The sequence below is a fragment of the Campylobacter sp. 2018MI10 genome (genome assembly GCF_018501175.1).
In the GTDB taxonomy this organism is placed as follows: Bacteria; Campylobacterota; Campylobacteria; order Campylobacterales; family Campylobacteraceae; genus Campylobacter_E.
The window spans coordinates 24,367-38,202 of record NZ_JAHCZD010000003.1 but is presented as its reverse complement, the minus strand read 5'-3'; the positions used below and the strand labels follow the sequence as shown (position 1 = coordinate 38,202).

Genomic DNA, 13,836 nt, shown 5'->3' with positions numbered 1-13,836 from the left:
TTTTACTCCTTTATAATCTTTGCTATTTTTACACAATCAATTGATTTTAGCGTGATTTCATCGCCTTCTTTTAAAGCACTAAGTTTTATGCCTTTATTATCTTTCATAACTCTAGCATACTCTTTAATACTTTCTAAGAATGATTGATGAGTGCTTAAAATCTTTTGATAATTGTTTATTTTTACATATTTTTCTTTAAATTTAGGTTTAAAGCTGTTATTTAATAGTATTTTTTGATTTTCTAGTTTATCTTTTGCTAGTTTTATTTTAAAATCAATGATGTTTTTACTCTTTATAAAATCATTTAAAGATTGATTTTTATTTAAAATAGCCTTATTAAATGATTGCTTTGCTAGTTTTTCATATTGATTTAGGCTAAATTGCATACTTGAAATATTGCTTTTAAGCTTTGTAATATTTATCTTATTTTCATAAACATTATAAAGCTTTTCTTTATTTTCTAAGGCTTTATGAAAATTATTATTTAAAATAGTTTTTTGATTATTTAAAATTAGCTCATTTTGTTTTAAAATATTTTTTAGCTTATTTTGAAATAAAGTCTTTTTATTTAAAAGATTATTTTTATATGAATTAAATTTAAAATTCACTTCTTTTTTAGAAAATTTACTTGCTAAATATAAATAATTTTGCTCTTTTTTATCCAAATGTTTTTTAATAGTTAAATTAAAATAATTTTGTAAATTATCTAAATCTAGCATTCTATCAAACTTATTATAAACCAAGCTTTGCATAGCCGCAGTTGGGGTCGCATAATACTTACTAGCTGCTAAATCGCTTAAATGAGTATCTATTTCGTGTCCTAAACCTGTAATTATTGGGATTTTAGATGCTACGATTTGTCTTACTAAAGCTTCATCGTTAAAGCAAAATAAATCTTCTTTACTACCACCGCCACGAGCTATTAATATAATATCAAAATCAAATTCATTAGCCTTTTTAATACACTCAATTACTCTTTTACTAGCATTTTCTCCTTGCATTAAACTATCAAAAAACACTAATTTTATTAAATAAGCTTCGTTGTTTTCATAAACTCTTAAAATATCTTTAGCAGCAGCTGAATTAATAGCTGTAATTACTGCAATTTTTTTAATATTTTTTGGAATTTGTTTTTTATAAATATCTAAAAACAAACCTTCATCTTTTAATTTCTTATAAAGCTCATTAAAAGCTGCTTGTAATTTGCCCAATCCATCGGCTAATTCATAATCAGTGCAGTTTAATTGATACTTTCCACTAGCAGGATATATGGTAAGTTTTCCAATGGCTATTATTTTATTGCCTACTATTAAATTAGCCTTACCTTTGTTATAGCTTGAAAACATAGTGCAATCAAGGCTTGATAACTCATCTTTAATAGTAAAATACCAATGCCCTGAAGTATGATTTATAATCTTGCTAACTTCTCCTTGAATTGCAATATTTAAAAAAGTGCTTTCTAAATTATTTTTAGCAAGATTATTGATTTCGCTTACACTAAAATATGTTTTTTCTAGTTTATTTGCTAACATTTTTACTCGCTATAAACAATGAACTAACTCCAAAACTATAAGTTTTGAAAAGTTTTAAATCAAAATTATGCTCTTTTAATTTATCTTTAAATTCATCATTTGAGTAAAAATCATCAATAGAATTAGGTAAATATTCATAGGCTGCTTTGTTTTTGCTTAAAATTCCACCTATTATAGGTAATATTTTTTTTAGATAAAAATCACGGAAAAATCCTATTATACCGCCCTTTTCTCTTTTAAAAAACTCTAATACCAAAAGCGTTCCATTAGGCTTTAGCACTCTTTTAAATTCTTCCAATGCTTCATCTTTTTCAACCACATTTCTAAAACCATAACTAATAGTAATTAAATCTACGCTTTCATTATCTAATGGTAAATTATTTGCATAGCCTAATTTAAAATCAATTTCTAAATGACGCTTTTTAGCCACTTCTAGCATTCCACTGCTTGGGTCAATCCCTACAACCTTTGCATTTGGAATTTTACTTAGCAAAACACACATATCGCCTGTCCCACAAGCAATATCAGCTATATTTAAATTAGAATTTAAATTAAGAAAATCTTTAACCTTACTAATCGCATCAAATCTCCATTTTGCATCGATACCAAAACTTAAAACCTTATTAGCTTTATCATAGCTTGGAGCTATTTCATTAAACATTTCTACTATTTTTTCTTGTTTTTGCATATTTATCCTAAATAATAAGTTCTAGCTATTTTACTAATTTTTCTAGCTATTTTTTTAACGCTTTTATTTTTTGCTAATTTTTCTTGAAAATCTAATTTTTTATGAGTTTTAAAAAAGCTTAAAAATTCAAGCAATATTATTAATTTTTCGCAACTTTCATTAAATCTTAATACTTTTATAGCTTCTTTTCTTAAAACTTTTGAAAAGATTTTTACAAAATTAACCTTAGCACAATTTGTGGTATAAAAATTATTTTCATCTAAAATAATACAAGATAAATTATCATAAAAATTATCATTTTTATTGATAGTTTTTATTATATTTTCTTCGTAAATAAAAGAGAATAAATTAAGAATTTCTTTTATTATCTCTTGCTTAGAATTAATACTCAAATAAAACAAATATATCCTTAAAGCAAGTCCTATGCTAATGCTTAAATCCCTTGATTTAAGCCCATAAGTTAAAAATATTTTTAATCTTTCATATTCACTAAAACTAAGTCCATCTTGAGAATTTTCATCAAATAAAGTGCAGATATAAAAATTATTAAATTGTTCTATCATCTTGCCTTGAGTGATGGCTCTTTTGTATTTTAAACTTTTGCTTTTTACTTCATTTAAGCTAAGCTCACTCGTATGATATTCTATGTCAGCTCTTGATAAATTAGCTTTTAAAAAATGTAAATTACTATCAATTATATCAAGTTTATAAAGACTATTTTCAAATAAACAAAAACTATCTTTAAGCTTTTTAAACTCTAAATTACTCTCTAAGGTAAAAAAGAGAAAGTGTTTTAAAATACTCACCTAAACTCCTTTTTTATCTTATTTTAACTTATATTATTTGCAATTTGAACAAGTAGCCAAAAACGCTGTAATTTTAATACTTTCTATAGGATTATCTAACTTAGTTTGTAAAGTTTGTTGATATTTATCAAGCCCAGCCTTAACTTTATCTAAATCAAAAACACTTTTACAATTATTACAAACCAAATGAATATGTTCGTATTCATATATATCGTATTTTGATTTATCATTAGGGATTGAAATCTCAACTACTAAACCCTCATCAATCATAGTGCTAAGATTTTTATAAACAGTAGCAAGTGAAATTGCAGGATATTCAACCTTTATTTGCTCGTATAATTCATCAATACTAGGGTGTTCGTGTTTTGATAAAACTTTTAAAATGCTTATTCTTTGCGGAGTTGCTTTTAGCTTTCTATCCTTTAAAATCTCTAAAAACTTCATATTTACCTTTACCAAATAATATTTTTTATTAAATGCGAAAGAATACTATAAATAACTTAATATTTCTAGTCATTAATTAAGTTATTTTAAATTTGTAATATTTTTGTAAGGAGAAAAAATGAAAGCGAAAATCATTTATTGTAATGCTTGAAAATATGAACCACAAGCTGCAAGGGTTGCAGATGAATTAATTGGTGAATTTCAAGGAATAGAAGTAGAATTTGAAATAGGAAGTAAAGGCGATTTTATAGTTATTTGTGATAATGAGAAAATATATTCAAAAAATGAATTAATAGGTTGTGATAGCAAAAGATTTCCACATATTAATGAGATTAATTCGCTTATTAAAGCCTATAGATAATTAAAGAATTTAATTTTAAATTCTTTAATTACAAATCAATTCTTACTAATTTATAATCAGGGTCAAACCTAAATGATAATAAATTTTCATATATTCCAAAAAGTATCATAAAGGTTACAAAAGAGCTTCCACCATAGCTAAAAAACGGCAGTGGCACTCCAACAACAGGAGCAAACCCTATAGTCATAGATACATTAACCCCAACATAAATAAATATTAATATGGATAGAGCTGATGTGAAAGTTTTAGCAAAATAATCTTTTTTAAGCTTTTTATTAAAGCTTAGCAAATGTAAAATCAGTAATAAATATAATCCTAAAAGCAAACAAGCACCTAAAAATCCGTATCTTTCAATAGTATATGCAAAAATAAAATCACTCGTGCTAATTGGTAAGAATTTAAAATGAGTTTGAGTAGCATCATCTTTGCTTTTACCATTTATTCCACCACTTCCTATTGCTATCATACTTTGTCTTACTTGATAGCTTGGTTTTTCACTTAAAAAATCGGTAATTCTTTTCTTTTGGTAATCATTTAAATTATCATAGACAATAGGAGCTATTGGCATACAAATTCCAAGCAATAATGCCCCTGTTAAAATAATTTTGTGATGAATGCCCACTAAAAATAATGTAACATAGCCAACTATTAAAATAATTAAAGCAGAACCTAAGTCAGGCTCACTTTTAATAAGAACAAAAGGTAAAATTATATAAAAACTAATTTTGCAAAAATCTTTAAATCTATATCCATCATCAGGTGGAGGATTGTGTCTAATTAAATAAGCAAGCATTAATAAAAATGCAGGTTTAAAAATCTCACTAGGCTGAATCGTAAATCTTGTAAAAGGAATTTCAAGCCATCTAGTAGCTCCTAATTTAGTAGCCCCTAAAACATCAACTAATAATAATAAACCTATGCAAAACCAGTAAAAAAAAGGAATAAGCCATTCAATTTTTTTAATGGGTAATAAAAAAAATATAAAAAAAGCAAAAAACCCTACAATCACATATATAATTTGTTTATGCGCTAAAACTTCATTCGCCTCATTCATTAATAAAAATGAAAAAATTATTATTGGAAATACGAGCAATGGCAATATAAAATCAAAGTGGGTTAAAATTTTACCATCTAGTTTTATCAATTTACAACCTTTTGCTAAATTTGTTTATGAATATGATTTAAAAAGGTTAATATTGAGTAAGATTGTAGCAAGTGAAATTGAAAGAATTGATATATATTTAGCTAAAGTTTTAGGACAAAGTCGCTCACAAATTTCTAATCTAATAAAAAATCAAAATGTATTAGTAAATAATAAAGTAATTAAAAGCTCATATAAACTAAATATAAATGATGAAATAGAGATTAATTACCCTGATATAAAAGATATAAATATTAAATATGAAGCTAATTTTGATGTAGAAATTCTGTATGAAGATGAGTGTATGCTAGTAGTAAATAAGCCAAATAATGTAGCAACTCACGGCTGCTCTTCTTTAAAAGAAGCATCATTAGTAGAATGGCTACTTGAGAGAAATTATAAACTAGCTGATATTAACGGCAAAATAAGAGCAGGAATAGTGCATAGACTTGATAAAGATACTAGCGGAGTTATGCTAGTAGCTAAAAGCAATGAAGCATATTTTAGCTTGGCAAATCAGATTAAAAATAGAGAAGTAAATAGAATTTATCTAGCAGTTACAAACCACACAATAAATCAAAATCATATAGAAAAATATATAAAAAGAAATGAGAATAATAGATTAAAAATGCAATCTTTAAGCAAAGATGAATGTATTAAAAAATACGGCTTAAATGAAGATAGATGGGGCAAATGGGCTAGAACTCATTTTATAAATCTTGCAAATACAAACGATAAAGCTTTAATTTCAGCAAAATTAGAAAGCGGTAGAACTCATCAAATAAGAACCCATCTAGCAAGTGTAAATAGATATATTTTAGGAGATAGTATTTATGCTGATGAGAGCAGTAAAAATAAAGCAAATAGATTAATGCTACATTCATTTTATATAAATTACACTCATCCAATAACAAATAATTTTATGGAATTTTATTCAAGTAATTGTTTGAGTTTTAATGAAACTATTAAAGATTTTAAAGATATAAAACTTGACTTAAATCTAGCTCATAATTTATTAAATCAATTTAGTAATAATTTGGAATAGGATATGCTTATAAATCATTATTCATACTTAGTATAATTAAATCTTTACACGAAAGGCAAAATATGAAGAAAATTATTAAAATAAGTTTATTTACAGCTTTTATTATAGGTTTTAATGCGTGCTCTAGCACAACAAGTCTTAGTGAAATTGCTCCGATTGATAATCTTACTATGGTAAACAATATAAGAACTCTTCAAGGTATGAAAGAAATAGGATTTGAGTGGGACCCTATATATGATCAAAATATAGATGGTTATAAGATTTATAGAAAAGAGCTAAATGATGAAAATGCAAAAGACAAACTAATCGCTACTATAAATGATAGATATGCAACTCATTATTCTGATAATAATTTAAATCCTGATACTAGCTATGCTTATACTTTCGTAACTTTTAATAAAGAAGGTAATTCAAAACTATCTACTATAAATGTAAAAACTATAGGAAAAATTGAACCAGTTACATTCATTCAAGCAATAGCAGGACTTCCTAATAAAATCAAAATAATTTGGAGACCGCATACTGATTCAAGAGTTGTAAAATATAATATTTATAAACAAGACGCTAATTCTGATAAGTGGTATAAAGTAGCAACTATTAATAATCGCTTAAGTGCTGAATATTTAGACGAAGTTAAAGCAAATCTATATGCTAAATACAAAGTAACTGCACTAACTTATAACGGAGTTGAAAGTGATGCTAGTGCTGAAGTTGAAGCAATTAGTAAAGTTTTACCACCACAAATTGTAAATATCAATGTAACTACAAACCTACCTAAAAAAATAATTCTTACTTGGGACGCTCCTAAATATGAAGATTTTTCTCATTATAAAATATATTATTCAAAAGCATCTTTATTACCATTTTTTGAGCTAGCTACAACTACAGAAAATAGCTATGAGGATAATATAGGAGATGATGGAGTAAGCAGATATTATTATGTAACTATGATAGATAAAGACGGACTTGAGAGTGCAAAAACTGGCGTAAATGTAGTTGGAATGAGCCTTGATAAACCTAAAACTCCTGCTCTTACAGGATTTGAATTACAAAATGAAAATACACTAAAAATAAAATGGATTAGCACGGATAATCGTATAAGAACCTATAAACTTATTAAAAATTCAACAGAAGTTGCAAACGGAATACAAAATGATTATTATGTAGATACTACATATGTGCCTGGAGATGTTTATCAAATAATTGGCGTTGATGAATTTGGAATAGAATCAAAACCTAGTTCAAAATTGAGTGTTAAATAATGCCAAATTTTAAAGCAAAATATATAAAGAATTTAACCTTGCCAATTAGTGTTGGGGAGGTTGAATTTAAATTTAAAACAAAAACACAATTAGGCAAAACTTTAGTTTATACTAGTATTAATAATTCTAGTTTTTTTATAGAACTTAACGAAAAAAATAACGAATTTGTAGTAAAAATTGATAAATTAACAAAAATTACCGACTTAGCCTTAATGCAAAAAGCCTTAGAAGCATTTGAAAAAACATTTTGTGATGAAATCATATCAAAAGCATATCATTATAATAAATTTAAAGAATTAGCAAGTAATGTCATATCATCTCCTAAGGACTTTAAAGAATTAATTAATTCATTAGATAATGCTTATTTAGAGATAGGTTTTGGTTCAGGAAGACATTTGCTATATCAAGCAAAAAATAATCCTCAAAATACTTATATTGGAATAGAAATTCATAAACCTAGTCTTATTCAAGTAAGTAAATTAGCTAAAGATTTAAAGAATATATATTTATTAGATTTTGATGCAAGAATAGCTATAAAAGAATTAAATAATAGTTGTTTAAATGGAATATATTTGCATTTTCCTGTGCCTTGGGACGACGCTCCTTATAGAAGAGTTGTATCAAATGAATTTAAAAACGAGTGCGAAAGAGTATTAAAAGAAAATGGATTTTTTGAATTAAGAAGCGATAGTTTAATGTATGCAGAATATACAAAAAATATTTTTTATGATTTAGACTATGATTATTTTAAAAATAAAAACGCAAGGATAATAAGCAAATACGAAAGCCGTTGGCTTAAAATGAATAAAGATATATATGATTTTGTTTGCTATGTGAGAAATAAAAAGAATTTAAATCAAGAAATCATAAATCAAAAAATTAATTTCAAAATTGATTTTAATAAGCTTAATTTTATAAAACATATTGATGAAGATTTTTTCTTAAAAATATCAAGAATTTATGAATGTGATAATGCAAAAATCATTCAAATAGCTTATGGTGGATTTGACACACCAAGTAGCTCTTATTTGTTATGTAAAGAAAATGAAGAATTTGAGTTTTTATTTCACGACTTTTGCCCAAATACTTTAAATTTAAAAGCATTTATTAAATTAAAAGAGTTTTTACAATGAAAAGCAATGCTACTTTAATAAATGCCAATAATTTAACTCTAGCCTACAATAATGAAATAGTATTGCATAATATAAATTTTAGTGCTAATGAAGGTGATTTTATATTTATCACCGGTAAAAGTGGTAGCGGGAAAACAACATTGCTTAAAAGTTTTTTTGGAGAATTTAGCGAATTTAGTGGGGATTTGCATGTTTTGTTTAAAAATATGGGAAATATTAGCAATGCTGAATTGTTAAAACTTAGAAGAAAATTAGGAATAATTTTTCAAGATTATAAGCTAATTAACGAGCTAAATGTAAACGATAATATAGCATTACCTTTAAAAATAGCTGGCGTTAAAAATGAGCAAATCAGCAAGCATGTAGATGTGTTATTAAAATACACAAAACTTCAGCATAAAGCTAAAAAAATGCCTTTAGAATTAAGTGGCGGAGAGCAACAAAGAATAGCCCTTGCAAGAGCAATTATACACAATCCTAAAATAATAATATGTGATGAGCCAACAGGAAATCTTGATATTCATTCAGCTGATATTATTTGGCAATTACTAAACGCTGCTAGAAATACATTCAATGCTTGCATTATCGCAGTAACTCATCAAATTCCACCTAGAATTGATTTTAATTATAGGCATTTAAATATAGAAAATGGGGTTTTGAATGAATTTATTTAAAACACATATTAGTTTTATTTTTCCACTTTTTATTATATGTTTTTGTTTTCAATTTGCCTTTTTTATTGATGAATTAATAAAAGATTATGAAACCAAATTAAATAAAGATTACAGCGTAGTATTAGTAAGCGAGCTAGAAATTCAAGCAGTTGATTTAGCTAATATTGAGTATTTTTCAAGTATTAACGAATTAGACCCTAGTGAAATTCTTAATAAATTAAAAAAAGATATAACAAATGCTAATTTAAATACCTTAAAATCAAAACTCCCAAAATTTTATAATATTAGCTTTACTAAATTTATTAATGAAAACGAAATAAATCAAATCAAAAAACAACTATTAAAAATACCGAATGTTTTAAAAGTAGAAACATTCTCAAAAACACACATTAAAATATATAAACTATTAAATATTATAAAACTAATCTCTTATATATGTTTAATTTGCATAAGCATATTATCTATTGCTTTATTTATAAAACAAATAAAAATTTTTAAATACGAGCACGAAAATAGAATTTATATTCTTAATTTATTTGGGGCAAATTTCTTCCAAAGAGCTGCACCAATGCTTAAGATTGTATTTGTAGATAATATAATTTGTTTTGCTTTATTATTTGCGTTTTTTATTAATTTTAATAATATCTCTTATATAAAAGAATTTTTAGCAAAACTTGATATAGATTTACCGCAAATTGATTTTTTACCTAGCTTAATTGAAGTAAGCTCTTATTCTTTACTAGCTTCATTACTATGTATAATGATTGTAATGTTTAAGGTAAAAAGACAATGAAAAAACTTCTAATAGTTTTGTTTAGCTTAAGTTTATTTGCAAATCAAATAGAAAACAACACAAAAAAACTAGAGCAAACTCAAAATGAAAAAGAACAAATATCAAAAAAATTAGAAGATTTGGCAAGTGAAATAATTGAAGGGGAACAAAAATTAAAAGAAATAAATGAAAAAGTTAAAAAAACTTCAAATATAACGGCAGAATTACAAGAACTTGTAAATGCTCAAAATGGAGAATTAAATACATTTATCACACAAAATAAAGAACTAATGAAAGATAAAGAGAAATTAGGTGCTAAATTAGTTGAAATAATTGCTAAGGATTTTTCGTATGATTTAATAGCACCAAAAGATTTAATTGATAGCTCAATGAGTATAGTTTCTATTGAAGTATTAAACACGCTTTCTGAAGTTTTGAATAATGAGCTTTATAAAATTTCAAAAGATTATGCAAGAACGCAACAGCAAATTGATTATAAGCAAAAAAAAATTAGTGAAATGAATGTAAATATTGATAATTATAAAAAACAAGCAAAAGAATTAAGCGAACTTAAAAAACGCCAAGAGAATTTAATTTCTAAACAAAAACAAGATGAAAAAATATATAAACAACGCCTAACAAATTTACAAAAACAACAAGATGAAATTAGAGCAACTTTGGCTAAGTTAAAAATCATAGAAAATGAAAAATCAAATAAAAAATCAAGTCAAACTACACAAGTAAAACATTCTGATACCTTAAGTTATGATGGAAAGGTAGCAAAATATACAGGAGCAAAAACTATAGCACCTTTAGTTGATTTTAGTGTAAAACAAAAATTTGGAGATTACATAGACCCTATATATAAATTAAAAATATTTAATGAAAATGTAGTGCTACGCTCAAATACGCCTGATGCCAATGTAAGAGTAGTATTTGATGGAAAAGTAGTTTTTGCAAATGATACTGCAGTCCTTGATAAGGTTGTAATTGTTGAACACGCAAATGGAATTCACACAATATACGCTCACTTATCAAAATTTAGCAAACTTGCAAAGGTTGGAGAAGTATTAAAAAAAGGAAACATTGTTGGAAAAGTTGAAAGGGATTTAACTTTTGAAGTTACACAAAAAAACTACCACATAAATCCGTTAGAACTAATCAACAATTAAATTATAGTTATACTTTTAAGTATTTATACGCAAATAACATTAGTAATGCTAAAAATAATACAAAAAATCCTTGCATACTAAAATACAATTCATAACTAATATTATCAATATATTTTGCAATAATTCCTTCAATTCCTTGTGCGGCACCAGAACATAAAAACCAAATTCCCATAGTGCTTGAATTAAATCCACTTGGAGTTAATTTTGATACTATGCTAAGTCCTAAAACCCCTATACTTGTTTGAGAAATACCCAACATAAAATAAGTAATTAATATATAAAATGGATTAATAAAATCATCTTTGCTAAGCATTCCTAAAACAATAAATGAACTAGCAGCAATAATCATAGCTGCTGGTATAATTAATGCTTCATTAATTGAGCTTTTTTTACTTATAAAACTTAAAAGCATACTTGTAAAAATACTGACTAAAAACATAAAAGCTAAATACCAACTAGCTGGAATTTGATAATTTAAAATGCTAAAAGAAACCTTACTTTTAATTAAAATATTTAAAGTATTAAAGCTTTGAAAAATCAACATATAAAAAAACACAGCAGCTATTAAATAAAAAGCTAATTTTTTAAAATTATTTTTTGTTGGTATTTTTCTATAAATAAAAATATAAAAAATTATTAAAATTAAAATTGAAAAAATACTTATAATTTTACTAACCACCAAAAGTTCTTGAGTAGCTAAAAATGCAATAAATAAAAATATCAAAATAAGCATAGCTATATTATTTTTAAAAAAATCATATTTTATAGGTTCGCTAGATATATATTTTGAATTATAAAAAAATACTAAAATAGCACAAAATACACTAAAAAATGATATGAAAAATGCTAAATTATAAGAATGTAGTATTAAAAGACCAGCACTAATTTGACCCAAAAAACATCCTATATTTACAAAAATATAAAACATACTAAATACATACTCGCTATCATTAGGATAACTTTTAGATAACAAACTTGTAATATTTGACTTAATTAATACACTACCAAAAATAATGCAAAAAAGAGATATTGTTAATAAATCAAAAGTTAAACACAAATACCCTAAAGTAAGAAAAATAATTCCTAAAATTACACATCTTTTTGCACCTAAGCAAAAATCACTTAAATATGCTCCAAATATACCAAAAGCATAAATAGCAGCACCCAAACTTGCACTTATTGCACTAGCTTCACCTTTAGAAAAAGAAAATGTATCCATTAAATAAAATACAAAAATACCTAAAAAGCCTAAAAAGGCAAATCTTTCTAGGGCTTCTATGTAACATATTGGTAATAGTGGTTTTAACTTATTTTTTGACATCGTTTTCTCCTAAAGAAAATCTTGAAGCCTAAGAAAGATTTAATTCTATTAAATTTAAAGGAGGTGGTGGATTTACCAGGACTCGAACCTGGGACCAACCGGTTATGAGCCGGTTGCTCTAACCAACTGAGCTATAAATCCTCCGTGATTAAAAGCTGTTATTATATATTTAAAAACTTAAAAATTACTTAAACAATAAAATTTTTATCTTTTTTATAGGCTTTTATTGAATATTACAAAATAACCCATAAAAACCTATAGGCATTTATAAAAAAATATAAATGCCTAATCATATTACATAGCAATGAAATTCTTAGGATTAAAATACTCAAGATTAAAGGCATTTGCCACACCTTCGTGAGTGCAGTGTCCTTTATGTGTATTTAAACCATATCTTAAACTTTCAAAACAAGTTATAGCACCAATTACTCCAAGGTTTGCTATTTTAATTCCATAAGGAGTTGTAGCGTTTAATAGTGCTAAAGTAGCTGTTTTTGCAACTGCTCCTGGCATATTACCAACTGCATAATGAATTATCCCATCAACTTCATAAATAGGGTTTGTATGAGTTGTTGCACGACTTGTCTCAAAACAACCGCCTTGATCAATCGCAACATCAACTATAACAGCACCTTTTTTCATATGCTTTAAATGTTTTCTAGATAATAATTTAGGAGTTTTTGCTCCTGGAACTAAAGCTGCTCCAATTACTACATCAGCATCTTTTATACTATCTAATATATTTGAAATATTACTATATAAAGTAGTAATCTTACCATTAAATACATGGTCAATATAATCTAGTCTATTAGCATCACGACCTAAAATTACAACTTCTGCTCCCATACCAAAAGCAAGTTGAGCAGCATTAAGCCCTACCATACCACTACCTAAAATTACAACTTTTCCTTTTTTAACACCAGTTAGACCACTAAGCAGCATTCCATTACCGCCATAAGTTTTTTCCAAATACTTACAACCTTGAATTACCGCTAAACGACCAGCAATAGCACTCATAGGAGCTAAACAAGGAAGATTTTTACCTTCTTGAATCGTCTCATAAGCAAATGCTGATATTTCTTTATCTATTAACATTTTTGTAAGTTTTTCATCTGCTGCTAAATGTAAATATGTATATAAAATCTGTCCTTTTTTAAAATACTTATATTCACTTTCAATTGGTTCTTTTACTTTAATAATCATTCCAGCTTTTTCAAAAATTTCTTCTTTAGTTAAAATCTTTGCTCCGGCTTTTATATATTCTTCATCACTTATATCAATACCAGCACCGGCTTTACTTTCTACTAAAACTTCATGTCCATGATTTATATATTCAATAACATCTAAAGGCGTTAAGCCAACTCTATATTCTTGGTCTTTAATTTCTTTTAAACAACCTATAATCATTTATACTCCTTTTGTGATAAAGGAGTATGATATAAAAAAAATAAAAACTTCAAAAGATTTTTTTGAAAAAATTATAAA

Annotated in this window: 13 protein-coding genes, 1 tRNA gene and 1 pseudogene; 7 read left to right on the top strand and 8 right to left on the bottom strand. The window is 25.9% G+C overall.

Annotated elements, in window-relative coordinates:
- Nucleotides 1-2: 2 nt before the first annotated feature.
- Genes xseA through KJR01_RS02135 form a run of 4 tightly spaced genes read right to left on the bottom strand, consistent with a single transcriptional unit; the run spans nt 3 to nt 3,470 of the window.
- A complete protein-coding gene (xseA, locus tag KJR01_RS02150) occupies nt 3-1,532 on the bottom strand; it encodes an exodeoxyribonuclease VII large subunit (protein ID WP_214116561.1) in 1,530 nt (509 codons plus the stop codon).
- On the bottom strand, nt 1,519-2,220 hold the full coding sequence (ubiE, locus tag KJR01_RS02145) for a bifunctional demethylmenaquinone methyltransferase/2-methoxy-6-polyprenyl-1,4-benzoquinol methylase UbiE (RefSeq protein ID WP_214116559.1): 702 nt from the start codon (nt 2,218-2,220) through the stop codon (nt 1,519-1,521). The genes xseA and ubiE overlap by 14 nt, the downstream gene beginning before the upstream one ends.
- Before the next feature lie 2 nt (nt 2,221-2,222).
- Nucleotides 2,223-3,026, bottom strand: a complete 804-nt coding sequence (locus tag KJR01_RS02140) for a hypothetical protein (protein WP_214116557.1) — start codon at nt 3,024-3,026, stop codon at nt 2,223-2,225.
- Between the two features lie 33 nt (nt 3,027-3,059).
- Nucleotides 3,060-3,470 (bottom strand): Fur family transcriptional regulator, encoded by a 411-nt coding sequence (locus KJR01_RS02135; protein ID WP_214116554.1) that lies wholly within the window; start codon nt 3,468-3,470, stop codon nt 3,060-3,062.
- Nucleotides 3,471-3,633: 163 nt separating this feature from the next.
- On the opposite strand from KJR01_RS02135, the pseudogene KJR01_RS10360 reads away from it, so the two are divergent.
- Nucleotides 3,634-3,831 (top strand): annotated as a pseudogene (locus KJR01_RS10360) (Rdx family protein); the annotation flags it as partial.
- A gap of 28 nt (nt 3,832-3,859) precedes the next feature.
- On the opposite strand, the gene KJR01_RS02125 reads toward KJR01_RS10360, so the two are convergent.
- A complete protein-coding gene (locus KJR01_RS02125; protein ID WP_214116552.1) occupies nt 3,860-4,975 on the bottom strand; it encodes an FtsW/RodA/SpoVE family cell cycle protein in 1,116 nt (371 codons plus the stop codon).
- A gap of 52 nt (nt 4,976-5,027) precedes the next feature.
- On the opposite strand from KJR01_RS02125, the gene KJR01_RS02120 reads away from it, so the two are divergent.
- From KJR01_RS02120 to KJR01_RS02095, 6 genes are all read left to right on the top strand, one after another.
- On the top strand, nt 5,028-6,017 hold the full coding sequence (locus KJR01_RS02120; protein ID WP_214116550.1) for an RluA family pseudouridine synthase: 990 nt from the start codon (nt 5,028-5,030) through the stop codon (nt 6,015-6,017).
- 62 nt (nt 6,018-6,079) lie between these two features.
- Nucleotides 6,080-7,279: a fibronectin type III domain-containing protein gene (locus KJR01_RS02115; RefSeq protein WP_214116548.1), complete on the top strand. Its 1,200-nt coding sequence runs from the start codon at nt 6,080-6,082 to the stop codon at nt 7,277-7,279.
- Complete coding sequence (gene trmB, locus KJR01_RS02110; RefSeq protein WP_214116545.1) at nt 7,279-8,412, top strand: tRNA (guanosine(46)-N7)-methyltransferase TrmB; 1,134 nt, start codon at nt 7,279-7,281, stop codon at nt 8,410-8,412. Before KJR01_RS02115 ends, trmB begins: the two co-directional genes overlap by 1 nt.
- On the top strand, nt 8,409-9,086 hold the full coding sequence (locus KJR01_RS02105; protein ID WP_214116542.1) for a cell division ATP-binding protein FtsE: 678 nt from the start codon (nt 8,409-8,411) through the stop codon (nt 9,084-9,086). The genes trmB and KJR01_RS02105 overlap by 4 nt, the downstream gene beginning before the upstream one ends.
- A complete protein-coding gene (locus KJR01_RS02100) occupies nt 9,073-9,879 on the top strand; it encodes an ABC transporter permease (RefSeq protein WP_214116540.1) in 807 nt (268 codons plus the stop codon). Before KJR01_RS02105 ends, KJR01_RS02100 begins: the two co-directional genes overlap by 14 nt.
- Nucleotides 9,876-11,030 carry a murein hydrolase activator EnvC family protein gene (locus KJR01_RS02095; RefSeq protein WP_214116538.1) on the top strand — a complete coding sequence of 385 codons (1,155 nt, stop codon included), beginning with the start codon at nt 9,876-9,878 and terminating at the stop codon, nt 11,028-11,030. The genes KJR01_RS02100 and KJR01_RS02095 overlap by 4 nt, the downstream gene beginning before the upstream one ends.
- Nucleotides 11,031-11,037: 7 nt before the next feature.
- Here KJR01_RS02095 and KJR01_RS02090 read toward each other — a convergent pair whose 3' ends face one another.
- From KJR01_RS02090 to ald, 3 genes are all read right to left on the bottom strand, one after another.
- Complete coding sequence (locus tag KJR01_RS02090) at nt 11,038-12,351, bottom strand: oligopeptide:H+ symporter (protein ID WP_214116536.1); 1,314 nt, start codon at nt 12,349-12,351, stop codon at nt 11,038-11,040.
- A gap of 64 nt (nt 12,352-12,415) precedes the next feature.
- Nucleotides 12,416-12,492 (bottom strand) — tRNA-Ile (locus tag KJR01_RS02085).
- 153 nt (nt 12,493-12,645) lie between these two features.
- Nucleotides 12,646-13,758 carry an alanine dehydrogenase gene (gene ald / locus KJR01_RS02080; protein ID WP_214116534.1) on the bottom strand — a complete coding sequence of 371 codons (1,113 nt, stop codon included), beginning with the start codon at nt 13,756-13,758 and terminating at the stop codon, nt 12,646-12,648.
- Between the last annotated feature and the right edge of the window lie 78 nt (nt 13,759-13,836).

What these genes read in the sequence shown, in the direction of transcription:
- xseA (WP_214116561.1), bottom strand. Translation starts at nt 1,532, where the DNA reads ATGTTAGCAAATAAACTAGAAAAAACATATTTTAGTGTAAGCGAAATC.
- ubiE (WP_214116559.1), bottom strand. Translation starts at nt 2,220, where the DNA reads ATGCAAAAACAAGAAAAAATAGTAGAAATGTTTAATGAAATAGCTCCA.
- KJR01_RS02135 (WP_214116554.1), bottom strand. Translation starts at nt 3,470, where the DNA reads ATGAAGTTTTTAGAGATTTTAAAGGATAGAAAGCTAAAAGCAACTCCG.
- KJR01_RS02115 (WP_214116548.1), top strand. Translation starts at nt 6,080, where the DNA reads ATGAAGAAAATTATTAAAATAAGTTTATTTACAGCTTTTATTATAGGT.
- trmB (WP_214116545.1), top strand. Translation starts at nt 7,279, where the DNA reads ATGCCAAATTTTAAAGCAAAATATATAAAGAATTTAACCTTGCCAATT.
- KJR01_RS02105 (WP_214116542.1), top strand. Translation starts at nt 8,409, where the DNA reads ATGAAAAGCAATGCTACTTTAATAAATGCCAATAATTTAACTCTAGCC.
- KJR01_RS02100 (WP_214116540.1), top strand. Translation starts at nt 9,073, where the DNA reads ATGAATTTATTTAAAACACATATTAGTTTTATTTTTCCACTTTTTATT.
- KJR01_RS02095 (WP_214116538.1), top strand. Translation starts at nt 9,876, where the DNA reads ATGAAAAAACTTCTAATAGTTTTGTTTAGCTTAAGTTTATTTGCAAAT.
- KJR01_RS02090 (WP_214116536.1), bottom strand. Translation starts at nt 12,351, where the DNA reads ATGTCAAAAAATAAGTTAAAACCACTATTACCAATATGTTACATAGAA.
- ald (WP_214116534.1), bottom strand. Translation starts at nt 13,758, where the DNA reads ATGATTATAGGTTGTTTAAAAGAAATTAAAGACCAAGAATATAGAGTT.